Origin of the sequence: Georgenia daeguensis, from assembly GCF_039537705.1 — a bacterium.
Classification (GTDB): domain Bacteria; phylum Actinomycetota; class Actinomycetes; order Actinomycetales; family Actinomycetaceae; genus Georgenia; species Georgenia daeguensis.
Window position 1 is genome coordinate 24,573 of the sequence record NZ_BAABBA010000017.1, and the last position, 23,299, is coordinate 47,871.

Consider the following 23,299-nt stretch of genomic DNA (forward strand, 5'->3'; position numbering starts at 1 on the left):
CACCGTAGGCTGAGCCAGGAAACTACCGTGCCACGTCGATTGCGGGGACCATGCCTGACCAGAGCAACGATGAGGTGGAGCGCCCGGGCCTGCGCAGCCGGATCCGGCGTACCTCTGACCAGGTGACCGCAGGCCGGTTCATGTCGGACCGGGTGCCGTGGCCGCGCCCGCCGGCGGGCGCGGACCTCGGTGGGACGGCCTCCCCGGCCGCGGCTCCGGCGTCGACCCTGGTCGACGGCGTCCCCCGGACGCTGCGGGTCGCGGCGGGCTGGTCCTGGCGCGTGCTCGTCGTCGCGGCGGCGGTGGCGCTGCTGAGCTACCTCGTCGCCACCTTTCAGACGATCGTGGTCGCCGTGCTCATCGCGCTGCTCCTCGCGGTGCTCCTCGAGCCCGCGGCGGTGTGGCTGCGGCGCGTCCTGCACTTCCCGCGGGCTCTCGCCGCTCTCACGGCGATCCTCGCGCTGGTCGGTCTGGTCGCGGGTCTGCTCGTCCTCGCCGGCCGCTCGATCGTGGAGGGCTTCGGCGCCCTCGCCGACCGCGTCGGTGTCGCCCTGGAGGACGGCATCGACTGGCTGGCGAACGGTCCGCTCGGCATCGACGAGGCGCAGATCCAGGGGTACATCGACCAGATCACGGAGCAGGTCCAGACCAACTCCGACCGGCTGGTCAGCGGCTTCGTCGGGGTCACCAGCTCGGTGACGTCGGTGATCACGGGGGCCGTGCTCGCGCTGTTCTGCCTGTTCTTCTTCCTCAAGGAGGGCCGCAGGATCTGGCACTGGTTCGTCCGTCTCGCCCCCGTGGGGGTGCGCGACCGGATCAACGAGGCCGGCATCCGCGGCTGGATGACGATCGGCGGCTACACCCGCACGCAGATCCTGGTGGCGTTCGTCGACGCGGTCGGCATCGCCGCCGGTGCCGCGATCCTGCAGGTGCCACTCGCCCTGCCCATCGGCATCCTGGTCTTCCTGTTCTCCTTCATCCCCATCGTGGGTGCGTTCATCTCCGGCGCCGTCGCCGTCGTCGTCGCCCTGGTGGACCAGGGCCTCGTCACGGCGCTGATCATGCTGGCGATCGTGCTCGCCGTGCAGCAGATCGAGGGCAACGTCCTCCAGCCGTGGCTGCAGGGCAACGCCGTCTCGCTGCACCCCGTCGCGATCCTGCTCGCGGTGACCGCCGGGACGGGGATCGCGGGCATCCTCGGTGCGCTGTTCGCCGTGCCGGTCGTCGCCACGATCAACACCGTCGTGCTGTACCTCTACGGGCACGACAAGTACCCGAGCCTGGCCCACGACATGCACCGGCCCGGTGGTCCGCCCGGGGCGGTGTTCGAGTCGATCGCCAACGCCTACGCGCACATCGCGGACGACGACAAGGGCGCCGACGTCGACGACGCCGACCACCGGCCCGCGGACCACCGTCCCGAGGAGCGAAGCCCGGAGGAGCAGCGGTGACCACCTTCGACCGCGCGACGGCCTTCGACCGCGCCACCTTCACGGCGGCGGCCGAGTCGATCGCCGACGTCGTGCACCGCACGCCGGTGGAGGAGTCCACGACGCTCGGCCGCGTCGTCGGCGCGCCGGTGTACCTCAAGGCCGAGAACCTCCAGCGCACCGGTTCCTTCAAGATCCGCGGCGCCTACGTGCGCATGAGCCGGCTCAGCGCGGAGGAGAAGGCGCGCGGCGTCGTCGCCGCCTCCGCCGGCAACCACGCGCAGGGGGTCGCCCTCGCCGCCCAGCGGCTGGGGATCTCGGCGAAGATCTTCATGCCGGTGGACGCGGCGCTGCCCAAGATCGCCGCGACCCGCCAGTACGGCGCCGAGGTGGTCCTGGTCGGCCAGAACCTCAACGGTGCGCTCGCGGCCGCGGCGGCCGAGGTCGCCGAGTCCGGGCGGGTGCTGATCCACCCCTACGACCACCCCGACATCGTGGCGGGGCAGGGGACCATCGGGCTGGAGATCCTCGATCAGGTCCCCGGCGTGCGCACCGTGATCGTCCCGACGGGCGGCGGTGGTCTTCTCGCCGGCGTCGCTGCGGCCGTCCACAGCGTCGACCCCACGATCGACGTCGTGGGCGTCCAGGCCGCCGCGGCCGCCGCGTACCCCCGCTCGCTCGCCGAGGGGCACCCGCTCCTGCTCGAGGACCTGCACACCATGGCCGACGGCATCGCCGTCGGGATGCCGGGGGAGGTGCCGTTCCGCCTGATCGCCGAGCACGTCCGCGAGGTCCGAACGGTCACCGAGGAGCAGCTGTCCAGGGCGGTGCTGCACGTCGTCGAGCGTGCCAAGCTGGTGGTCGAGCCGTCGGGCGCGGCCGGGGTGGCCGCGCTCCTCGCCCAGCCCGACGCCTTCGCCGGCCCCGTGGTGGTCATCCTCTCCGGCGGCAACGTCGACCCCCTCGTGCTGCTGCGGATCATCCGGCACGGCATGTCCGCGGCGGGGCGCTACCTGCAGATGCGGGTGCTCGTGCAGGACGCCCCCGGCAGCCTCGCCGGGCTCCTCAAGGAGCTGGCCGCCTCGGGCGGGAACGTCGTGAGCGTCGAGCACACGCGGACCTCCGCCGGGCTGGCCGTGGACGAGGTCGAGATCTCGGTGGAGCTGGAGACCAAGGGGCCTGAGCACTGCCAGAGCGTGCTCGAGGACCTGCGCGCCTCCGGCTACACCATCCTTGCGCCCTGAGGCAGCTGGACCGTCTCGCGCCTCGGCCGCATAAGCCCTGAGGCGCAGACGCCACGGGCCGCCCCTTGCGGGGGCGGCCCGTGAGCACTCGCTGAGGTCGGCGCTCAGCCCATGAAGGGCTTCACCTCGCCGATCTTGACCTCGATCGTGGCGCCGTTGGGTGCCTCGTAGGTCACCGTGTCGCCGGCCGACTTCCCGACCAGGGCGGAGCCGAGCGGGGAGGACTCCGAGTAGACCTCGATGTCGAGGTCCGGCGCGCCCTCGCGCGAGCCCAGCAGGAACGTGCGCTCCCTGCCCGCGATCGTCGCGTTCACGACCATGCCGGACTCGATGATGCCGTCGTCCGGGGGCGGCTCGCCGACGTGGGCGTTGCGGAGCAGCTCGGTGAGCTGGACGATCCGCGCCTCCTGCTTCGCCTGCTCCTCGCGGGCCGCGTGGTACCCGCCGTTCTCCTTGAGGTCGCCCTCCTGGCGCGCGGCGTCGATCTTCTCGGCGATGTCCTGACGCCCACGGCCGGTGAGGTGCTCGAGCTCGGCCTTGAGCCGGTTGTACGCGTCCTGGGTGAGCCAGGTGGTGCTCGTCTGTGTCACGGCTCCTCCTCCACATACGTTCGTGCCCCGGTCGCGAGCGTGAGCGGCCGAGGCAACGGGGGACTGTGTCGCCCGGGCGCTCGCACCACGTGCACCGCTCCGGGGCGGCGGGTAAAGCATGGATCATAACAAACGGCGGGGACAGCGCCGCTCTTTTCCGGCCCTCACCGGCACGATCGCGGGTAGCAAGGTTCTGCGACCAGCGGTCTGCTCAGTCCTCGTCCAGGATCTCGCAGCCCTCGACGCTGCCCGTCGTCGCCAGCTCTGTCGTCGTGACATCGATCTCGTGAGGAGTGGTCCTCTGGTCGAAGGGACCCAGCTCCACCTCACGGAATCCGACCTGGGTGAAGGACTCGTTCAGGGCGACGACGGTGCAGCTGACGGTCGTGCCCGCCTCGACGCGGAGGTTGAACCGCACCGTCGTGCTCGACGGGTCGTTCACCGTGAAGCCGACGTTCTCCGCGATCACCGTGGGCTGCCATAGGTTCGACGCCTGGACCGCCAGCCCGCCGGCCACCAGCAGCGCCGCGACCACCCCGCCGGCGACCAGGCCGCGCCGGCCGGAGCCCGCACCGCCGTACCGGGCCGCCATGACGGCCGGGTCGCCGGGAGGTCGGGGAGCTGCGGGCTCGGTCACGGACGGGTCCTTCCTGGTCGTGGGTGCCGGCGTGCGGATATGACGTGGGCGCGTCGGGCACTGATGCGAGACCATTGTCCCTGGAACTGACGACGAGCGAGGCGCGGGACCACTCCCGGCGCCGATGGAGGACCACGCGGTGACCCACGAGGCGTTGCGGCTCATGGCCGTGCATGCGCACCCTGACGACGAGTCCAGCAAGGGGGCCGCGACCTCCGCCAGGTACGTGGCCGAGGGCAACAGGGTGCTGGTGGTGACGTGCACCGGCGGCGAGAGGGGCGACATCCTCAACCCCCGCCTCGAGGGGAACCCGGAGATCCTGCGGGACATGCCCGGCTACCGCCGCCGGGAGATGGCGGCCGCGGCCGAGGCGCTCGGGATCGAGCACGTCTGGCTCGGCTTCGTCGACTCCGGGCTGCCCGAGGGGGACCCGCTGCCGCCGCTGCCCGAGGGCTGCTTCGCGCTCGAGCCGCTGGAGGTGCCCGTCGGTGCGCTCGTGCGGCAGATCCGCGAGTTCCGGCCGCACGTGATGACGTGCTACGACGAGAACGGCGGCTACCCCCACCCGGACCACATCATGTCCCACAAGGTGGCCGTGGCGGCCTACGAGGCGGCGGCCGACCCGGACGCCTACCCCGAGGCCGGCGAGCCCTGGGCGGTGCAGAAGCTGTACTACGACATCTCCTTCTCCGTCGCGCGCATCGAGGCCGTGCACCGCGCGCTGCAGGAGCGCGGGATCACCTCCCCGTTCGAGGAGTGGTTCGAGACGCGCCGGAACCGCCCGCACCGGCAGGCGACCGCGCGCGTCGAGTGCTCGGCGTTCTTCCCGCAGCGCGACGCCGCCCTGCGCGCGCACGCCACGCAGATTGACCCCGACGGCTTCTTCTTCCAGGTTCCCCGCGACGTCGAGAAGGAGATCTGGCCCTACGAGGAGTTCCAGCTCGCCCGCGCGCGGATCGACGTGGCGGACGGTCTCGAGGACGACCTCTTCGCGGGTGTGGTCGCGGAGGGGCTGCCGGTCTCGCGCGTCGGCCTCGAGGCCGAGGACCGCCCGCGGGGTGGCAGGCTAGGGGCATGACCTTCGTGCTCCTGACCGAGTCGCCCACCCCGGCGCCCGCCGAGATGGAGCCGTGGGAGGTCAGCCCCGGGCTGGAGGGGTTCCTCCTCGGGTTCTTCCTCCTCGCGCTGGCCGTAGTGCCTCTCTTCCTGTCCATGGCCAAGCACATGCGGCGGGTCGACCACAACGAGCGGCTTCGGCAGCGCGCCGAGGCGGCCGCCGACGACGGACCCGACGGCCCGCTCGACGGGGACGTGCGCCGGGACGACCGCGGTCCGGGCGGCACGACGGGCGTCGACTCGCCGGACGGGGCAGCCGGATGGCGGGAGGACGGGTCGGGCGACGGCGGGGCGCGTCGCGTGGTGCAGTCGCCGACCGACTGACCAGACCGGGCAACCGGCCGCTGCGGCTCAGCGGGTCTTCTTCCCGCTGCTGTTCTTCGCGGACTTCTTCCGCCCGGCCGCCGCGGACTTCTTCCGCCCGGCCGCCGCGGACTTCTTCCGCCCTCCTGCCGCGGACGTACTCCCGCGGTCGTCCTTCTTGTGCTTCTGCCGCTTCGTCGTCCTGGTCTCCTGGGCCCGCGCCGTCGTTTCCCGGCCGTTCTTGTTCTTCCGGTTCTTCTTCGCACGCCCGGCCGCGGTGGTGCGCGCGGGAGGCTCGCCGGCGACGTCGGAGCGACCGCCCGACGGCGAGGCGCCGCCGTCGTCCTGCCCGTCCTGCTCGCCGGGGTCGCCGGCCGGGCCGGGCGCCGGGCCCGACGGGCCGGGGCTCGTGTCCGCCCGGGCGACGGCCGCCGCGAACTCCGCCTCGTCCTGGTGGTACGCGGCGATCTCCTCCTCGGCGTTCGCCGCGGCCTGTTGCAGGCTCTCCTCGCTCATGGTGGCGGCGAGGCGGCGCTTCTGGGCGTCGACGCGCCAGCGTGGACGGGGCCAGTCCAGGTCGAGGTCGACGAGCGCCTGCGTGAGCAGCTCGGTCACCGCGAGCCGGGCGTACCACTTCCTGTCGACGGGGACGACGTGCCACGGCGCGACGTCGGTGCTGGTGCGCGCGAGGACGTCGGCGTAGGCCGCCTGGTACGCGTCCCAGTCCCGGCGGGTGTCGACGTCGCCGGGGTCGTACTTCCAGTGCTTGTCCGGCCGGTCCAGGCGCTTCATGAGGCGCAGCCCCTGCTCCTCGTAGGACACCAGAAGGGCGACCTTGACGATGGTGGTGCCCGAGGCGGCGATCTGCCGTTCGAAGCGGTTGATCTCGCTGAAGCGTCTGGGCAGCGCGTCCTCCTCGACGGTGCCGTCGACACGGGCCACCAGCACGTCCTCGTAGTGGGACCGGTCGAAGACGCCGATGAGGCCGGGGCGGGGGAGGGCCCGGCGGACCCGCCAGAGGTAGTGGTGACGCCGCTCCTCGGCCGTGGGGACGCCGAAGGCGCGCAGCGCGACGCCCTGAGGGTCCACCATGCCCACGACGTGCCGGACGATGCCGCCCTTCCCCGCGGTGTCGAGGCCCTGCACGATCAGCAGGACGGACCTGTCGCCGCCCGAGCGGCCGTGGGCGAACAGGCGCTCCTGGAGCTCGGAGAGCAGCCGGCCACGGGCGGCCATGAAGGTCCGGGCCTCGTTCTTGCCGCCCTCCCAGCCGGGGGTCGCGGAACGGTCGAGGGTCGCCAGGTCGACCTCGGGACCTGCCCGTAGCGCACTCGCCGGGCGGGTGCTCCACAGGTTCTCGGCGTCAGCCATGTCGGTCCCTCCGGTCGGTGGTCGACCGAGGCTATCGGCGCAGGTCAGCTCCCGCCCTCCGGCGGCCTGCCGGCGGGGCCGTCAGGGGGCCTGGTACGCCGCCATCGAGACGGCCGCGTAGTGGCAGCCCCAGCCGAGCACGGTGCCCACGTGGAAGATCTCGTGGAAGCCGAACCAGCGCGGGCTCGGGTTGGGCCGCTTGGTGGCGTACGCCGTGGCGCCGAGCATGTACGCGAGCCCGCCGAGCGCCACGAGCCACACGATCCCCGGGCCGCCCGAGCGCCCGAAGGCGGGCATGTACCCCACGGCCACCCAGCCGAGCGCCATGTAGACCGGGACGTACACCCAGCGCGGCGCGTCGAGCCAGAGGATCCTCGCGAGGATGCCCAGGGCGGCGCCGACCCAGACGATGATCAGCAGGACGGTGGCGGTCGAGCGGTCCAGCAGCAGCACGGCCAGCGGGGTGTAGGTGCCGGCGATGAGCAGGAAGATGTTCGAGTGGTCCGCGCGGCGCAGCGTGGCCGCCGCCCTCGGGGACCAGGTCCCGCGGTGGTACACCGCCGAGGTGCCGAACAGCACGACGCCCGCCAGGGCGAACACGGCGGTGGAGACCCGCGCCTCGGTGGTGGGGGCGAGGAGCACGAGCACGACCCCGGCGACCAGGGCGACCGGCGCGGTGCCCGCGTGGATCCAGCCGCGCAGGCGTGGCTTGACGCTCGCGGCGATCGTCTGACCGACCGACGGCTCGTCCGGTACGTGGGGCATGCGGCCCTCCGAGGGTGGGGTGCGCGGCCCCGGGGCGGGCCGTGCGTCGCTGTGCCGGCGAGACCGGCCGGGCGGCAACCTACGGTACCGTAGGTTGGGCGGTCGGCGCACCGCCCCGCCGCCCGGCTGTAGCCTCGCCCCAGCGAGGGCCGGGCGCCCGCGCCGACGTGGCGACGCCGGGCCGCCACGACGTCCGAGGGGAGCAACGCGGCGGCATGCGAGAGCCGGACCTGCTGTACCAGCTGTACGAGCGACGCCTCGTCGCCGCCCTGGACCCCGAGCGCATCCCGCGGCACGTCGGCGTCATCCTCGACGGCAACCGCCGCTGGGCACGGGCCGTGGGCACCGCCCCCGCGCACGGCCACCGGCGCGGTGCGGACAAGATCACCGAGCTCCTCGAGTGGTCCGAGGAGGTCGGCGTCGAGGTCGTCACGCTCTGGATGCTCTCGACCGACAACCTCCAGCGCGACCCGGCCGAGGTGGCCGACCTGCTCGACATCATCGCCACCGCGGTGGAGACCCTGGCGACGACGGGGCGGTGGTCGCTCCGCGTCGTCGGCTCGCTCGACCTCCTGCCCGACCCGATCGCCGAGCGGCTGCGCGCCGCCCAGGCCCGCGCCGAGGACGTGCGCGGCATGCAGGTCAACGTCGCCATCGGCTACGGCGGCCGGGACGAGATCGCCGACGCGGTGCGCTCGATGCTGCGTGAGCGGGCGTCGGCGGGCCAGAGCCTGGAGTCGGTCGCCGAGTCCCTGACCGTCGACGACATCGCCGACCACCTCTACACCAAGGGCCAGCCCGACCCGGACCTGGTGATCCGCACCTCCGGCGAGCAGCGCCTCGGCGGTTTCCTGCTCTGGCAGTCCGTGCACAGCGAGTACTACTTCTGCGAGGCGTACTGGCCCGACTTCCGCCGGGTCGACTTCCTGCGCGCCCTGCGCGACTACGCCCAGCGTGAGCGTCGCCTCGGGCGGTAGGGCGTGTGAGCGGCGTGTTTCGGTGAGGTGAACACTTCGGCCGCCTGGCGTGTCCCGACTTGCCGGGGGCTCGTGGGGATCTAGCGTCAGCTGTGACGGACGGCACACCCGCTGTCCTCCGGGAGGTCAGCCCATGCAGCAGCCAGCTGCGGACGGGAGGGGCCGCCGGCCCCACCTGGGCCGGCCCCCCGAGCCCACCACAGTGCCAGGGTCGCGCGCTCCGCGCGGGGCCCGACGGCGCAGCTGACTCGGCGCCGCAGGCGCCGGAGGGAGCTCTCGTGAGCATCGATCGCACCATCAGCGCACCGACCACCGACGGCGCCACCGGGGAAGCCGCCCCGGGTGCCGCCGTCGCCGCCGAGATCGGGGTGGCCGAACCCGCCGGCACCGCGCTGCGGACCTACGTGCTGGACACCTCCGTGCTGCTCTCGGACCCGCGGGCGATCCTGCGCTTCGCCGAGCACGACGTGGTGCTGCCGGTGGTGGTAGTCACCGAGCTCGAGGCCAAGCGGCACCACTCCGAGCTCGGGTACTTCGCCCGCAGCGCGCTACGGCTGCTCGACGACCTGCGCGTCACCCACGGCCGTCTCGACTCCGTGGTGCCCGTCGGCGAGGACGGCGGGACCGTCCGGGTCGAGCTGAACCACTCCAGCGACCAGGTGCTCCCCTCCGGGCTCCGCCTCGGCGACAACGACACCCGGATCCTTGCCGTCGCCGCCAACCTCGCCGCCGAGGGGCACGCCGTGACGGTGGTCTCCAAGGACCTGCCCATGCGGGTCAAGGCCTCCGCCGTGGGCCTGCACGCGGAGGAGTACCGCGCCCAGCAGGTCGTGGACTCCGGCTACACCGGCATGACGACGGCGGAGCTCACCGAGTCGGAGATGGCGCAGCTGTGGGAGGACGGCCAGGTGGTCGTCGCCGACCTCGCCACCCCGGGCTCTCTCGCCGCCGTGCCGACGCACACCGGGGCCGTCCTGCACTCCCCGCGCGGGTCGGCGCTGGGGCGCGCCGCCTCGGACGGCACCCTGCGCCTGGTGCGCGGGGACCGGGAGGTGTTCGGGGTGCGTGGGCGCAGCGCCGAGCAGCGCATCGCCATCGACCACCTCACCGACCCGGGGATCGGCATCGTCTCCCTCGGCGGCCGCGCCGGGACGGGGAAGTCGGCGCTCGCCCTGTGCGCCGGCCTGGAGGCCGTGATGGAGCGCCGGGAGCACCGCAAGGTGGTCGTGTTCCGGCCGCTCTACGCCGTCGGCGGGCAGGAGCTGGGGTACCTGCCGGGCGACCAGGCCGAGAAGATGAACCCGTGGGCCGAGGCGGTCTACGACACCCTGGGCGCCCTCGTCGCGCCGGAGGTGCTCGACGAGGTCATCGCCCGCGGCATGCTCGAGGTCCTGCCGCTGACCCACATCCGCGGCCGGTCCCTGCACGACGCGTTCGTGATCGTCGACGAGGCCCAGTCCCTCGAGCGCAACGTGCTGCTCACGGTGCTCTCGCGCATCGGGCAGAACTCCAAGGTGGTGCTCACCCACGACGTCGCCCAGCGCGACAACCTGCGGGTGGGACGCCACGACGGCGTGGCCGCCGTCGTCGAGGCGCTCAAGGGCAACGAGCTCTTCGCCCACGTGACGCTCACCCGGTCCGAGCGCTCCGCCGTCTCGGCCCTGGTGACCGACCTGCTGGAGGGGATCGACCTCTGAGGCCCGGCCGGCCGGCCGGGGGCGCGCGGTGGACGCGCGTCGGCCCCGGCCGGCCGGGGTGCCATGCTCTGGCGCGTGCCCGAGCTGTCCGCCCTCGCCTGGTCCCTCCTCATCCTCGGGGCGGTGCTGGTGGGGCTGAGCAAGACCGCCGTGCCGGGGGCGGCCACCATCGCCGTGGCGCTCTTCGCGGCGGTCCTTCCCGCCCGCGCCTCCACCGGGGCCCTCCTGGTCCTTCTCATGGTGGGGGACCTGTTCGCGGTGTGGTCCTACCGCGCGCACGCCGACGTGGCGACGCTGCGCCGGCTGGTGCCGACGGTGCTGGTCGGGGTGGCCGCCGGGACCGCCTTCCTCGCGGTGGCCGACGACGACGGCGTGCGGCGCACCATCGGCGCCATCCTGCTCGGGCTCATCGCCCTGACCCTCGTCCGGCGCACGCGGCCGCGGCGCACCGTCCCGGTGCGCGGTCGCCGGATCGTCACCGGCACCTACGGCGTCCTGGGCGGGTTCACCACGATGGTCGCCAACGCCGGCGGACCGGTGATGGCGCTGTACTTCCTGGCCTCGAGCTACTCGATCAACCGGTTCCTCGGCACCGCCGCGTGGTTCTTCTTCGCCGTCAACCTCGTCAAGACGCCGTTCTCGATCTCGCTGGGGCTGATCGACGCCGACTCGCTGCGCCTCGACCTGGTGCTGGTCCCGGCGGTCGTCGCCGGCGCGCTGGCGGGCCGCCGCCTGGCGCGCCGGATCGACCAGCGGGTGTTCGAGCGGCTCGTCCTGACCCTGACGGTCCTGTCCGCCGCGTACCTGCTGGTGTGAGCCGCCGGGCGCCCAGGCACCCCCCTGACCGGCGCCCCGGTCGTTCGGCGCCCCGGTCGTCGCGTCAGACGCCGAGCGCGCCCACGTGGTCCACCAAGTGCGCGGTGCCGTCCGCCAGCGTGTACTCCACGCCGACGATCGCGCAGCGGCCCTCGGCGACGGCGGCCGCCAGCGAGCCGGAGTAGTCCCGCAGCATCTGCACCGTCGCGCGCACGTGCTCGCGACGCACCTCGTCGTCGTCGGGCAGCGTGACCGACCGGGGACCGCGGGCGGCGGCCGTGCCGGAGCCGGCGGCTGCCGCCGCGCCGTCGTCCTGTGCCTCGCCACCACCCGCCGGCCCGGCCAGCTGCGCGTGGGTGAGAAGCGAGGGGATGACCCGGTCGACGACGGCGCGCACGAAGCCCGTGGGCATCTTGCCGGTCATCAGGGCCTCGGTGGCGGCGCCGACCGCGCCGCACCGGTCGTGCCCCAGCACCACGACGAGCGGGGCCCCGAGGATGTCGACCCCGTACTCGATCGACCCGATCACCGTGGTGTCCAGGACGTGGCCGGCGGTGCGCACGACGAACAGGTCGCCCAGGCCCTGGTCGAAGATGATCTCGGCGGCCACCCGCGAGTCCGAGCAGCCGAAGAGCACGGCGTAGGGGTGCTGCTCCTTGGCGACGGCGGCGCGGTGGGCGGCACCCTGGGAGGGGTGCTGCATGGCGTCGGCGACGAAGCGGGCGTTCCCGTCCTGCAGGCGTTGCCATGCCTGGGCGGGGGTCAGCGAAGTACTCATGGGTCCATCTTCGCAGCGGTGCGGGGGAGCGCTCGCCGAGCGGCCGGGCCTGCGGTGACCTCTCGATCTCTTCCGGTGGCGGGCCGGGTGACTTAGGGGTTTGCTGTCTGACACCACCAGCCGAGGGAGGCCACGTGCGACGACGCAGACTAGTGGTAGGACTCACGGTCGTGGCGTTGGCCGCCGGGATGTCGGCGTGCGCCGCGGAGTCCGGCACGCCGACGCTGACCTGGTACATCAACCCGGACGCGGGGGGTCAGGAGCAGCTCGCGCAGACGTGCACCGAGGAGGCCGACGGCGCCTACACGATCGAGACGGTTCTGCTGCCGCGTCAGGCGGCGTCCCAGCGCGAGCAGCTGGCCCGGCGGCTGGCGGCCCGGGACTCCTCCATCGACATCATGAGTCTCGACCCCCCGTTCATCCCCGAGCTCGCCGAGCCCGGTTTCCTCGCGCCGGTGCCCGACGACGTCGCCGAGCAGACCACCGAGGGCGTGGTGCAGGGCGCCATCGACGGTGCCTCCTGGAACGACGAGCTCGTGACCGTGCCGTTCTGGGCCAACACCCAGCTCCTCTGGTACCGCAAGTCGGTGGCGGAGGCCGCCGGGCTCGACATGACGCAGCCCGTGACGTGGCAGCAGCTCATCGACGCCGCGGAGAGCCAGGACAAGCTGCTGGCCGTCCAGGGGCAGAAGAACGAGTCCCTGACCGTGTGGATCAACGCCCTCGTGGCCTCGGCCGGCGGGGAGATCATCACCAACCCCGAGGCCAGCGGGCAGGACATCAAGCTGGGCCTCGAGTCCGAGGCCGGCAAGCAGGCGGCCGAGATCATCGGGCAGATCGGCACCTCGGGGGTCGGTGGGCCGGGGCTGCCGACGGAGGACGAGCCCACGTCGCTCACCGTGTTCCAGGGTGACCAGGGATCCTTCATGGTCAACTGGCCGTTCGTGTGGTCCTCCACCGTGACCGCCGTGGAGGACGGCTCCGTCGACCAGGCCCTGCTCGACGACATCGGCTGGACCACCTACCCGCTCACCGGCGAGGGCGGCGAGGTGACCCCGCCCTACGGCGGCATCAACCTCGGCGTCGGCGCGTTCAGCGAGAACCCCGACCTCGCCTACCAGGCGATCGAGTGCATCGTGACCCCGGAGCACCAGGCGGAGTACTTCGCCACCAACGGCAACCCGGCCGCCTCGACCCAGGCCTACGACGACCCCGCGGTCCAGGAGGCCTACCCGATGTACGAGGCCATCCGGGACTCCCTCGAGAGGGCCGTCCCGCGGCCGCAGACGCCGTTCTACAACGAGGTGTCCACCGGGCTGCAGGAGACGTGGCACCCGCCGGCCTCGGTCGACCCCGAGAGCACACCGGTCAGCTCGACGGACTTCATCACCTCCGTGCTCCGAGGGGAGAGCCTGCTATGACGACCTCAGCCACACCGCCGGTCGCCTCCCAGCGGGTCGCGCCCACGCGCGCCGCCCCGACCGGGAGAAAGAGCGACCGGACCCGGGCGGAGGGCCGGCTGGGCTGGTGGCTCGCCGGCCCGGCGTTCATCGTGATGCTGGCGGTGACGCTCTACCCGATCCTGCAGGCGATCTACGACTCGCTGTTCCGCTACCGCCTCACGGCGCCGGACGAGCGCGAGTTCGTCGGCCTGGCGAACTACGGCGTCGTGCTCACCGACCCGATCTTCTGGCGGGACCTGTGGGTCACCGTGATCATCACGGTCATCACCGTGCTGATCGAGCTGGTCCTCGGGTTCGCCCTGGCGATGGTCATGCACCGCGCGATCCGTGGCCTGCGGGGGGCGCTCCGCACGGCGATCCTCGTGCCCTACGGCATCATCACCGTGGTCTCCGCCTTCGCGTGGTTCTACGCGTTCGACATCACCTCCGGGTACATCAACACCTGGTTCGACTGGGTCCCGGGCGTCAGCGAGGACCTCAACTGGTTCGCGAGCCAGGGCACGTCGCTCTTCGTCATCATCGCCTCGGAGGTCTGGAAGACCACGCCGTTCATCTCGCTGCTGCTCCTCGCGGGCCTGGCGCAGGTGCCGGGGGACATGGAGGAGGCCGCCAAGGTCGACGGCGCCTCCCCGTGGCAGGTGCTGACGCGCGTGATCATCCCGAACATGAAGGCCGCGATCATGGTGGCCGTCCTCTTCCGCGCGCTGGACGCCTTCCGCATCTTCGACAACGTCTTCATCATGACGAACGGGGCCAACAACACCGAGGTGCTCTCCCTGCTCGCGTACCGCACCTCGATCGGGCGCCTCGAGATCGGGCTCGGGTCCGCGGTGTCGGTCCTGCTGTTCCTGTGCGTGATCCTCATCTGCTTCGCAGCGATCAAGCTGTTCAAGGTCGACCTCACGAGCGCGAGGGGGCAGTGACATGGGCCGGCTGAGCACCCGCCAGAAGGTGGGCTGGGGGATCGCGGCGGTGCTGATCTTCGTGTACGCGCTGTTCCCGGTGCTCTCGATCTTCATGACGTCGCTGAAGTCCACGAGCGACATCCGCTCGGGGACGTTCCTGCCCCCGAAGGTCTCCTGGGAGAACTACCAGCAGATCCTCACCGCCGAGGGCGGGGCGAGGGACCTGTTCCTGCCGGCCCTGCGCAACTCGATCGGGATCTCGCTGATCGCTACGTTCATCGCCGTCGTGCTGGCGACGTTGTGCGCCTACGCCATCGCCCGCCTGGACTTCCGCGGCAAGAAGCTCATCCTGACGACGGCGCTCGGCGTCTCGATCTTCCCGGTCATCTCGATCGTCACGCCGCTGTTCAACCTGTGGCGCAACATCGGCCTGTACGACACCTGGCCGGGCCTGATCATCCCGTACCTGTCGCTGACGCTGCCGATCTCCATCTGGACGCTGGCGGCGTTCTTCCGCCAGATCCCGTGGGAGCTGGAGCAGGCCGCGCAGGTGGACGGGGCGACGCCGTGGCAGGCCTTCCGCAAGGCGATCGTGCCGCTCGCCGCGCCGGGGGTGTTCACCACCGCCCTGATCGCCTTCTTCATCGCGTGGAACGACTTCGTCTACGGCATCTCGCTGACCTCGACCGCCGCCGCCCGTCCGGTGCCTGCCGCGCTGGCCTTCTTCACCGGGGCGTCCTACTTCGAGCTGCCGGTGGGCGCCATCTCAGCGGCGTCGATCATCGTGACGATCCCGGTCGTCGTGCTGGTCGTGCTCTTCCAGCGCCAGATCGTGTCCGGACTTACCCAGGGAGCGGTCAAGGGCTGAGCAGCCCTCGCCGCGAGGAGGAGAACCTCAATGGCATCCATCACCATGGACCACATCGTCAAGCAGTACGGCGACGGGTTCCCGGCCGTCAACGACGTCTCGCTCGACATCGACGACGGCGAGTTCGTCATCCTGGTCGGACCCTCCGGCTGCGGGAAGTCCACCCTGCTGAGGATGATCGTCGGCCTCGAGGACATCACCTCCGGCGAGCTGCGGATCGGCGACGAGGTCGTCAACGACAAGGCACCGCGCGACCGTGACCTGGCGATGGTGTTCCAGAACTACGCCCTCTACCCGCACCTGACGGTGTACGAGAACATCGCCTTCCCGCTGCGTCTGCAGAAGGGCCAGTTCTCCTCCGAGGAGGTGGACAAGCGGGTCCGGCGCGCGTCCAGCCTGCTCGAGCTCGACGAGCACCTCGACCGCAAGCCCGCGAACCTCTCCGGCGGTCAGCGGCAGCGGGTGGCCATGGGGCGCGCGATCGTGCGGGAGGCGCGCGCGTTCCTCTTCGACGAGCCGCTGTCCAACCTCGACGCGAAGCTGCGCGGGCAGATGCGCACCGAGATCGCCCGCCTGCAGCGCAACCTCGGCATCACCACGGTCTACGTCACCCACGACCAGACGGAGGCGATGACCCTGGGGGACCGGGTGGCGGTCCTGCGACGCGGCATCCTGCAGCAGGTGGCCAGCCCCCGCGGTCTCTACGACCAGCCGGTGAACCTGTTCGTGGCCGGCTTCATCGGCTCGCCGCCCATGAACTTCCTGGCCGGCGTGGTCACCGGGGACGTGCTGCGGCTGCCCATCGCCGACGTGCCCCTGGACGATCGTCTGCGGGCGGCCGTGGGGAACCGGGAGACCGTGATCGTCGGGATCCGGCCGGACGACTTCGAGGACGCGGACCTCATCGCAGCCGACCGTCGCGGCTCGGGCGTGGTCTTCGACGCCAACGTGGACGTCACCGAGTGGCTCGGCGAGGTGCTCTACGCGTACGTGCCCTACGAGACCGAGGAGAGCGTGCGCAAGAAGCTCGACGAGCTCGACCGCGAGCTCGAGGGCGAGGGCATGCGCTCGCAGCTGGTGGTGGCGCTCGACGCCATGAGCCCGGTCCGGGACGGTGACGTTGCCGAGCTGTGGATCGACCCGACGAAGATCCACGTCTTCGATCCCGAGAGCGGCGACAACCTCACCCGTGACGAGGAGCGCGCCGCGAAGCTCGAGGAGGACGCCAAGGAGCAGCGGCGGCGTGCGCTCGAGCGGGCCCGGCGGCGCGCGGAACGGACGGCCGCGCCGGCCGGTCCGGACGGCACCACCCGGGAGAGCGGCACCCGGGAGGGCAGCACGGCGGCGGGTGCCTGACCCGCCGCCGGCCGGCGCGAGCGAATCAGTCCACGGTGAGCTCGGCGCGGGTGGGCGGGTTGGCGCCCTCCCGTGAGACCGTGATCGCCGCGATGCGCCCGGCGTGGTCGAGGATGCCCTGCAGGGTGGCCGTGTCGACCGCCCGGAGGGCGTCCCGACGGTCCGCGCCGAGCAGTCCCGCGCTCCACAGCCCGTCCAGGACGCCCGCGGTGAAGGAGTCGCCGGCGCCGACGGTGTCGACGACCTCGACCGCGCGGGCGGGTGACGTCAGCTCCAGGCCCCCGGCCGTCCCGGCCCATGCGCCCGCGGAGCCCCGGGTGACGACGACCAGGCCAGGTCCCGCAGCCAGCCAGCGGCGGGCGACCGCGATCGGGTCCTCACCCGGGAACAGCCAGCCGAGGTCCTCGTCCGAGACCTTGACCAGGTCGGACAGGGCGACGATCTGCTCCACGCTCTGGCGAGTGCGCTCCCGGTCCTCCATGAGGTCGGGGCGCACGTTCGGGTCGTAGCTGATGGTGGCGTGCCGGCGGTGCCGCTCGACGGTCGACGTGACGGTTCGCGCGCCCGGCTCCAGCACCGCGGCGATGGACCCGGTGTGCAGCACCAGCGGCTCGAGCGCGGGGTCCGGCTCCGGCGGCGCCCACTCGAGATCGAAGACGTACGTCGCGGCGCCGGTGTCGTCGAGCCTGGCGCGTGCGGTGGAGGTGCGGGAGGCGCGGGCGGAGGCCGGGGCGAGGCGGACCTCCTCCAGCTCCAGGTGCGAGCGCAGCAGCGCCCCGTGCGGGTCCGCGCCGAACCACGAGACGAGCTCGACGTCGCGGCCCAGCCGGGCGAGCCCGACGGCCACGTTGGCGGGGGAGCCGCCGGGGTGCTCCGACGGCTCCTCGCCCGGCCGCTCGACGATGTCGACCAGCGCCTCGCCGATCACGAGCGCGGAGCCGGTGGCGGGGTCGCGCGCCAGCCGGTCCCTGGCGGTGGCGCCCCACGCCTCCGAGGTGGGCGCCTTCGGTCCCTCGGAGAGCTCCGGGTCGCCGACCGGGCGGAAGGGGTCGTGCTCGGCCGGTGCCTTCGGGGACCGTTCGATCGTGCTGCCGTCGCCGCCGGGGGCGTTGCCCGCACGCTGCGGCGGAACGGCACCGGCGGGCTCGGGGGTGGTGAACGGCTCGCTCATGCGGACTCCTCCTCGGGAAGGGCGGCCGCGGCGTCGTCGAGCGCGGCCTCGCGCTCCGCCGCGGGGTCGTTACCGGGCTGGGCGGCCGTGGTCCCGCGCGGCCCGTCGGCGGTTCTGGCCTGCCCGTCCGCCGGAGCACGGGCGGCGTCGAGGCGGGCCCTGGCGTTGTCGAGCCAGGACTGGCACCGCGCCGCGAGCGCCTCGCCGCGCTCCCACAGCGTGAGGGCGTCCTCGAGCGAGGTGGAGCCGGCCTCCAGCTGGCGCACCACCTCGACCAGCTCGTCCCTGGCCTGCTCGTAGCTCAGGGTGGACACGTCGGGCAGGTCGGACAGATTCTGGCTCACGCTCGACAGTCTTTCATCGGCCACCGACTCGTGCAGGCCCGGCCCGTCACACCGCTGGCTCGTCGTAGCCGACCTCGACGACCAGCCGGCCCTGCGCCAGCAACGCCTCGAGCTGGTCGCCGGGCTCCACCTGGTCCGGGGCGCGGACCACCTCGCCCTCGTGCGTGCGGAGCACGGCGTAGCCGCGGGCCAGCGTCGCCGCGGGCGAGAGCGCACGAAGGCTGCCCACCAACGCCCCCAGCTCGCCCGCGGCCCGGTCCGTGCGCCAGGCGAACGCCCGTGACGCGGCGAGCCGGGCCCGCCGCACCTCCTCCTCGCGGCGCTCCACCACGGCGTGCGGGTCGGCCATCACCGGGCGCGAGCGGAGCGCGGCGAGCCGCTGCTCCTCGCCGTGCAGGCGGGCCCGCACCGCGTGCCGGATGCGCTGGCGGGCCTGGGAGAGCCCGCGGCGCTGCTCGGCGACGTCGGGGACGACGCGCTTGGCGGCGTCGGTGGGGGTGGACGCGCGGTAGTCGGCAACCAGGTCCAGCAGCGGGGTGTCGGTCTCGTGCCCGATCGCGGAGACCAGGGGGGTGCGGCAGGCGGCCGCGGCGCGGACCAGCGCCTCGTTGGAGAACGGCAGCAGATCCTCGACGGCGCCGCCGCCGCGGGCCACGACGATCACCTCGACCGCCGGGTCGGCGTCGAGCTCGGCGATGGCGGCGGTGACCTCGGGGACGGCACGGGGGCCCTGGACGGCGACCTCGCGGATCTCGAAGCGCAGGGAGGGCCAGCGGGCGCGGGCGTTGACGACCACGTCGTGCTCGGCCTTGGACTCCCGGCCGCACACGAGACCCACCGTGCCCGGCAGGAACGGCAACGGCACCTTGCGGTCGGCGTCGAAGAGACCCTCGGCGGCGAGCACGCGCTTGAGGTGCTCGATGCGGGCCAGCAGCTCGCCGACCCCGACCGGCCGGACCTCGTCCGCCTGCAGCTGGAGCGTGCCGCGCTTGGGCCAGAAGGTCGGCTTCGCGTGGACCACCACGTGCGCGCCCTCCTCCAGCGGCGCCTCGACCGCCGCGAGCACCCGGGCGTGCACGGACACCGGCAGGGACATGTCCGCGTCGGTGTCCCGCAGCGTCAGGAACGCCAGCGTGGCGCCGGGCCGGCGGTTGAGCTGGACCACCTGACCCTCGACCCAGAGCGGCGCCATCCGGTTGACGTACTCGGTGATCTTGGACGAGAGCAGCCGCACCGGCCACGGGTTCTCGGCCGTGGTCTCCAGCGCCCGGGCGGCCAGGCGGCGCGGTGCTGGGGAGTGGTGGTCGCTGGTCACGGTGCCCATGGACGTCACCGGGCCCCGAGCACCTCGACGGCGCGCGGGTCCGAGTCGGTGAGCAGCTGCATGCACCGCGCGTGCTCGTCGGTCTCGCCGATCGCCGCGGCGGCGTCCGCCAGGGTCAGCACCGAGAGCAGGAACCCCTGGTTGGGCAGGTGGCTCGCCGGGACCGGCCCGGCGCCGCGCCAGCCGGCGCGCCGCAGCGCGTCCAGGCCCCGGTGGTAGCCCGTGCGGGCGAAGGCGTAGGCGGCGACGGCGTCGCCCGCCTCGAGGGCCCCGCGGGCGAGCGTGGCCCACGCCAGGCTGGCGGCCGGGTGCTGCGCGGCGACGGCGCGCGCGTCCTCGCCGGCGTCCAGCGCGGCGCGGGCGGGCACGTCGGGGTGGTCCGCCGGGAGCAGGATGGGGTCGGGCTCGAGCAGGTTCCGGTTCATGGGTGCCATCGTCGCACCCGCCCGTGACACCGGCCCGCGCCCCTGTGCTTTCGGACACCTCGATGGCCCTGCCCGACGGTCCCCACGTACCCTGGCCAGGTGACCACGCCCACGACCACTCCTGAGTCCACCGGACCCGCCGGCCGGGTCTCCTCGCTCGCCGGCGCCTCGGCGTTCCCCGGCGCGGTCGAGAGCAACCCCTCGCCCGACGGCAGGCGCATCCTGCTGGCGACCCCCCGCGGGTACTGCGCCGGCGTGGACCGCGCCGTCGACGCCGTCGAGAAGGCGCTCGAGCTCTACGGTGCGCCGGTGTACGTGCGCAAGGAGATCGTGCACAACAAGTTCGTCGTCGAGACGCTCTCCGAGCGCGGGGCGATCTTCGTCTCCGAGACCGACGAGGTGCCCGAGGGGGCGCGCGTGGTGTTCTCGGCGCACGGGGTGTCCCCGGCCGTCCACGCCCAGGCCGCGGCCCGCAACCTCGCCACGATCGACGCCACGTGCCCGCTCGTGACCAAGGTGCACAAGGAGGCCGTCCGCTTCGCGAACGACGACTTCGACATCCTCCTGATCGGCCACGACGGCCACGAGGAGGTCGAGGGCACCCAGGGAGAGGCCCCGGAGCACATCCAGGTGGTCAACGGCCCGCACGAGGTGGACCAGGTCCAGGTCCGCGACCCGGAGAAGGTCATCTGGCTCTCGCAGACCACGCTGTCGGTGGACGAGACCATGCAGACGGTCAAGCTGCTCCGTGAGCGGTTCCCCCACCTGCAGGACCCGCCGAGCGACGACATCTGCTACGCCACCCAGAACCGCCAGGTGGCCGTCAAGAAGCTCGCGCCCGAGGCGGACGTCGTCATCGTGGTCGGCTCCGCCAACTCCTCGAACTCCGTGCGCCTGGTCGAGGTGGCGCTGGAGGCCGGGGCCGGGGCGTCCTACCGGGTGGACAAGGCCGACGAGATCGACCCCGCCTGGCTCGACGGCGCCACCACCGTGGGCCTGACGTCCGGCGCGTCGGTCCCCGAGATCCTCGTGCGCGACGTGATCGACCGCCTCAAGGGGCTCGGCTTCACGGGCGTCGAGGAGGTCCGCACGGCGACCGAGGACATCATGTTCTCCCTGCCCAAGAACCTCCGCGCAGATCTCAAGCGGGCCGGCGAGCAGCCGGACCGCCCGCACCGCGCCCGCCGCGGCGCGACCGTGGCACCGCGGGCCTGAGCTAACCGGCGCGCCCCGCGAGCAGCGAGCCGCCGTCGTCGGTGACGAGCTCCGGCGCGGTGAACGTCCGGACCTGGGCGTCGTCGGCCGAGATCGGCTCGATGCTCAGATCCTTCGCGCCTAGCGACTCCAGGTCACGGGCCGTCACCAGGAGGCGCTGCTCCATCGACGCGACGGCCTTGTTGTAGTGCTGGACGCTCGTGCGCAACGAGCGTCCCAGCCCGCCGAGATGGCCCGCGACCACGCCCAGACGGTCGTAGAGCGTCCGGCCGAGCTCGAGCAGCTCCTTCGCCTCGGCGCTGACCTGCTCGGTCGACCACACCGCCGCCGTGGTGCGCAGCAGGGCCAGCAGCGAGGACGGCGAGGTCGGCGCCACCCCCTGCCGGAGGGCGTGCTCGAGCAGCGTCGGGTCGGCCTCGAGCGCCGCGGCGAGCAGCCCCTCGGACGGGACGAACATGACGACCAGCTCCGGCGACCCGGGCAGCTGCTCGTAGTACGCCCGCCGGGCCAGGGCGTCGACGTGGCCGCGCAGCGCCTTGGCGTGCGCGGCGAGCAGCCGCTCCCGGCGCTCGGCGTCCTCCCCGGTCGGCCGCTCGCCCAGTGCGCTCGCCTCCAGGTAGGCGTCCATGGGCACCTTGGCGTCGACCGCCAGGTACTTCTCCCCGGGCAGGTGCACGACGACGTCCGGCCGGCCCCCCGCCCCCCGGGCCCGGCCGGGGGAGCCCGCGGCCCCGAGCGAGCGCTGCTCGACGAAGTCGACGTGCCGCATCATCCCGGACGCCTCCAGGACCCGGCGCAGCTCCATCTCGCCCCACTGTCCGCGCGCCGAGGTGGACCGCAGGGCGGACTCCAGCTGCGCCGTCGTCCGCTGGAGCTCGACGTCCGTCCGGCGCGCGTGGTGGAGCTGCTCGGTCAGGACGGTGAACTGCTCGGTGCGCTCACGCTCGAGGTGGGCGACGTGCTCGCCGACCTGGGCGAGGGTGGCCTGCACCGGGCCGAGGGCGCGCAGGACGTCGTGGTCCTGCCGGGCGCGCTCGTGGAGGTCCTCCACCTCCTCGGCCAGCCGTTCGGCCCGGGCCTGCGCGGCCGCGGCGCGGGCCCGCAGCTCGCCCACCTCGGCCGCGGTCGCGCCGTCGCCGCGCAGGGCGGCACCCCGGGCCAGCGCGACGGCGTAACCGAGGACGCACCCGACGAGCAGCGCCGCGGCGAGAAGCAGGACCGTGGTGATCTCCATGACCAGCACGATGCCAGCCACCACCGACATGGCGGCCGGGGCCGCGCCGTCGGCGGCCGGGCGGGGAGCGCCGTCAGGCGGCGCGGTGCAGGAGCGACGGGACGCGCAGGAACGTCTCGAGCGGGCCACGCCGGAACTTCGCCCGCCACAGCGTGGCGAAGAGGATGGCCGCGGCACCGATGAGGAACGAGACGCCGAGCCCCTCGGCGGCCGATCCCGGACCGGGCCGCACGAGGGCCGCGATCACCAGCAGGTGTGCGACGTAGACCGTCAGTGACAGCTGGCCGACGGCCACGAGCGGGCGGGCCCAGCGGCCGGCGCGTGGCACCAGGACCAGCGCCAGGCCGACGACGGCCAGCGCGCTCCCCGTGCCGCTCACGAGCCACAGCGGCATCTGCGAGTGGGCGACGGCGGAGGAGAGGCGGTCCAGCCCCACCTCCTCGCCCGGCTGGCCGGTCAGGGCGACGAGGGCGCGGGAGACCGCTATCCCGGCCACCGCGGCCGCGGACCCGACGGCGACGAGCCTGACCTGAACGGTGCGGGCGGTCAGGTCGCGGCGTCCGAGCCACATCCCGAGGAGGAACGGCGCGACCCAGGTGACCACCGGGTACGGCCCGGTGAGGACCACGGAGGAGAGGACGTCGAGCGGTGTGCTGGTGAGGTTCGCCGGCTCCATGTCGAAGTCCGTGCCGCGCTGGCCGCCGATCCAGACGAGCGGACCGAGGAGGGTCGCCGCCCCCGCGCCGATCAGCAGCCCGACGTCAGGCAGGCGCACAGCCGCGACAGCGACGAGGAACAGCACGGCGTAGGTGGGCAGGATGACCTTCACGTCGTGGTCGAGGAGCTGCAGCGCCAGCCCCGCCACGAGCAGCAGCGCCGAGCGCCACACCAGCGTGCCCCTCCTGGTCGGGCCGCCCTGGCGCGCCCGCCGGGTCAGCAGGCTGATGCCTATCCCCGCCAGGAGCACGAACAGCAGCGACGCCCGGCCGTGGGCTGCGCGGATGACCATCGCGGCCGGACCGGAGTCGTCCCGGGGACCGACGTTGACGACGAGCATCCCGAGGATGGCGATCGCGCGGGCGACGTCCAGCGCGACGACCCGTGCGGTCGTCGGCTGCTCTGGGCGACCCACCGCGGCGGCAGGGCCTGTGCGAAGTGAGGTCACGCGCGGCGGCTCCGATCGGGGCGGCCGGTCGGCCGCTCGGTGTTTCCAGGGTAGGCGCCACCGCCGTCCGTGCGACCGCGAGCGGCCCGCGCTGGCCGGTGCACC

The 23,299-nt window shown here is 73.1% G+C and carries 22 protein-coding genes and 1 pseudogene; 12 read left to right on the forward strand and 11 right to left on the reverse strand.

Annotation, left to right across the window (positions count from 1 at the left end):
• Positions 1-50: 50 nt before the first annotated feature.
• Together ABD774_RS15540 and ilvA are read left to right on the forward strand one after the other, a co-directional pair.
• Complete coding sequence (locus ABD774_RS15540) at positions 51-1,451, forward strand: AI-2E family transporter (protein ID WP_345043054.1); 1,401 nt, start codon at positions 51-53, stop codon at positions 1,449-1,451.
• On the forward strand, positions 1,448-2,674 hold the full coding sequence (gene ilvA / locus ABD774_RS15545) for a threonine ammonia-lyase (RefSeq protein ID WP_345043056.1): 1,227 nt from the start codon (positions 1,448-1,450) through the stop codon (positions 2,672-2,674). Before ABD774_RS15540 ends, ilvA begins: the two co-directional genes overlap by 4 nt.
• 104 nt (positions 2,675-2,778) lie before the next feature.
• Here ilvA and greA read toward each other — a convergent pair whose 3' ends face one another.
• Together greA and ABD774_RS15555 are read right to left on the reverse strand one after the other, a co-directional pair.
• A complete protein-coding gene (gene greA / locus ABD774_RS15550) occupies positions 2,779-3,264 on the reverse strand; it encodes a transcription elongation factor GreA (RefSeq protein WP_345043059.1) in 486 nt (161 codons plus the stop codon).
• Positions 3,265-3,475: 211 nt separating this feature from the next.
• Positions 3,476-3,901: a DUF4307 domain-containing protein gene (locus ABD774_RS15555; RefSeq protein WP_345043061.1), complete on the reverse strand. Its 426-nt coding sequence runs from the start codon at positions 3,899-3,901 to the stop codon at positions 3,476-3,478.
• A gap of 163 nt (positions 3,902-4,064) precedes the next feature.
• Here ABD774_RS15555 and mca point away from each other — a divergent pair, with 163 nt between their 5' ends.
• Both mca and ABD774_RS15565 read left to right on the forward strand, forming a co-directional pair.
• Positions 4,065-4,979 (forward strand): mycothiol conjugate amidase Mca, encoded by a 915-nt coding sequence (gene mca, locus ABD774_RS15560; protein ID WP_345043184.1) that lies wholly within the window; start codon positions 4,065-4,067, stop codon positions 4,977-4,979.
• On the forward strand, positions 4,976-5,341 hold the full coding sequence (locus ABD774_RS15565) for a hypothetical protein (protein WP_345043063.1): 366 nt from the start codon (positions 4,976-4,978) through the stop codon (positions 5,339-5,341). Before mca ends, ABD774_RS15565 begins: the two co-directional genes overlap by 4 nt.
• Positions 5,342-5,842: 501 nt before the next feature.
• On the opposite strand, the pseudogene ABD774_RS21860 reads toward ABD774_RS15565, so the two are convergent.
• Positions 5,843-6,691 (reverse strand): annotated as a pseudogene (locus ABD774_RS21860) (PPK2 family polyphosphate kinase); the annotation flags it as partial.
• An 81-nt stretch (positions 6,692-6,772) separates the two neighbouring features.
• Entirely contained in the window at positions 6,773-7,456 is a 684-nt protein-coding gene (trhA, locus tag ABD774_RS15575) for a PAQR family membrane homeostasis protein TrhA (protein ID WP_345043068.1), read from the reverse strand.
• Positions 7,457-7,671: 215 nt separating this feature from the next.
• Here trhA and ABD774_RS15580 point away from each other — a divergent pair, with 215 nt between their 5' ends.
• From ABD774_RS15580 to ABD774_RS15590, 3 genes are all read left to right on the forward strand, one after another.
• On the forward strand, positions 7,672-8,433 hold the full coding sequence (locus ABD774_RS15580; RefSeq protein ID WP_345043071.1) for an isoprenyl transferase: 762 nt from the start codon (positions 7,672-7,674) through the stop codon (positions 8,431-8,433).
• A gap of 368 nt (positions 8,434-8,801) precedes the next feature.
• Entirely contained in the window at positions 8,802-10,130 is a 1,329-nt protein-coding gene (gene phoH2, locus ABD774_RS15585) for an RNA 5'-3' helicase PhoH2 (protein ID WP_345043187.1), read from the forward strand.
• Positions 10,131-10,193: 63 nt separating this feature from the next.
• A complete protein-coding gene (locus ABD774_RS15590; RefSeq protein ID WP_345043073.1) occupies positions 10,194-10,946 on the forward strand; it encodes a sulfite exporter TauE/SafE family protein in 753 nt (250 codons plus the stop codon).
• A gap of 64 nt (positions 10,947-11,010) precedes the next feature.
• On the opposite strand, the gene ABD774_RS15595 is transcribed toward ABD774_RS15590, so the two are convergent.
• A complete protein-coding gene (locus ABD774_RS15595) occupies positions 11,011-11,724 on the reverse strand; it encodes a carbonic anhydrase (protein ID WP_345043075.1) in 714 nt (237 codons plus the stop codon).
• A 188-nt stretch (positions 11,725-11,912) separates the two neighbouring features.
• Between ABD774_RS15595 and ABD774_RS15600 the strand changes: the two genes are divergently transcribed.
• From ABD774_RS15600 to ABD774_RS15615, 4 genes are read left to right on the forward strand one after another with little or no spacing between them, the layout of a single operon-like run.
• Positions 11,913-13,145: an extracellular solute-binding protein gene (locus ABD774_RS15600; protein ID WP_345043189.1), complete on the forward strand. Its 1,233-nt coding sequence runs from the start codon at positions 11,913-11,915 to the stop codon at positions 13,143-13,145.
• On the forward strand, positions 13,142-14,110 hold the full coding sequence (locus tag ABD774_RS15605; protein WP_345043078.1) for a carbohydrate ABC transporter permease: 969 nt from the start codon (positions 13,142-13,144) through the stop codon (positions 14,108-14,110). Before ABD774_RS15600 ends, ABD774_RS15605 begins: the two co-directional genes overlap by 4 nt.
• A gap of 1 nt (position 14,111) precedes the next feature.
• Positions 14,112-14,960, forward strand: a complete 849-nt coding sequence (locus ABD774_RS15610) for a carbohydrate ABC transporter permease (RefSeq protein WP_345043080.1) — start codon at positions 14,112-14,114, stop codon at positions 14,958-14,960.
• Positions 14,961-14,990: 30 nt separating this feature from the next.
• Entirely contained in the window at positions 14,991-16,316 is a 1,326-nt protein-coding gene (locus tag ABD774_RS15615) for an ABC transporter ATP-binding protein (RefSeq protein ID WP_345043083.1), read from the forward strand.
• A gap of 25 nt (positions 16,317-16,341) precedes the next feature.
• Here ABD774_RS15615 and ABD774_RS15620 read toward each other — a convergent pair whose 3' ends face one another.
• The 4 genes from ABD774_RS15620 to ABD774_RS15635 are packed head-to-tail and all read right to left on the reverse strand — an operon-like array spanning position 16,342 to position 19,580.
• On the reverse strand, positions 16,342-17,487 hold the full coding sequence (locus ABD774_RS15620) for a carbohydrate kinase family protein (RefSeq protein ID WP_345043085.1): 1,146 nt from the start codon (positions 17,485-17,487) through the stop codon (positions 16,342-16,344).
• Complete coding sequence (locus ABD774_RS21700; protein ID WP_425554569.1) at positions 17,484-17,831, reverse strand: exodeoxyribonuclease VII small subunit; 348 nt, start codon at positions 17,829-17,831, stop codon at positions 17,484-17,486. The genes ABD774_RS15620 and ABD774_RS21700 overlap by 4 nt, the downstream gene beginning before the upstream one ends.
• A gap of 46 nt (positions 17,832-17,877) precedes the next feature.
• Positions 17,878-19,155 (reverse strand): exodeoxyribonuclease VII large subunit, encoded by a 1,278-nt coding sequence (gene xseA / locus ABD774_RS15630; RefSeq protein WP_345043088.1) that lies wholly within the window; start codon positions 19,153-19,155, stop codon positions 17,878-17,880.
• A 5-nt stretch (positions 19,156-19,160) separates the two neighbouring features.
• Entirely contained in the window at positions 19,161-19,580 is a 420-nt protein-coding gene (locus ABD774_RS15635) for a DUF3151 domain-containing protein (RefSeq protein WP_345043091.1), read from the reverse strand.
• A gap of 99 nt (positions 19,581-19,679) precedes the next feature.
• On the opposite strand from ABD774_RS15635, the gene ABD774_RS15640 reads away from it, so the two are divergent.
• Positions 19,680-20,795, forward strand: coding sequence for a 4-hydroxy-3-methylbut-2-enyl diphosphate reductase (locus tag ABD774_RS15640; RefSeq protein WP_345043093.1), 1,116 nt, complete (start codon positions 19,680-19,682; stop codon positions 20,793-20,795).
• A 1-nt stretch (position 20,796) separates the two neighbouring features.
• On the opposite strand, the gene ABD774_RS15645 is transcribed toward ABD774_RS15640, so the two are convergent.
• Both ABD774_RS15645 and ABD774_RS15650 read right to left on the reverse strand, forming a co-directional pair.
• Complete coding sequence (locus tag ABD774_RS15645; protein WP_345043096.1) at positions 20,797-22,029, reverse strand: DNA recombination protein RmuC; 1,233 nt, start codon at positions 22,027-22,029, stop codon at positions 20,797-20,799.
• Positions 22,030-22,102: 73 nt separating this feature from the next.
• On the reverse strand, positions 22,103-23,194 hold the full coding sequence (locus tag ABD774_RS15650) for a DUF418 domain-containing protein (protein WP_345043098.1): 1,092 nt from the start codon (positions 23,192-23,194) through the stop codon (positions 22,103-22,105).
• Positions 23,195-23,299: the final 105 nt, after the last annotated feature.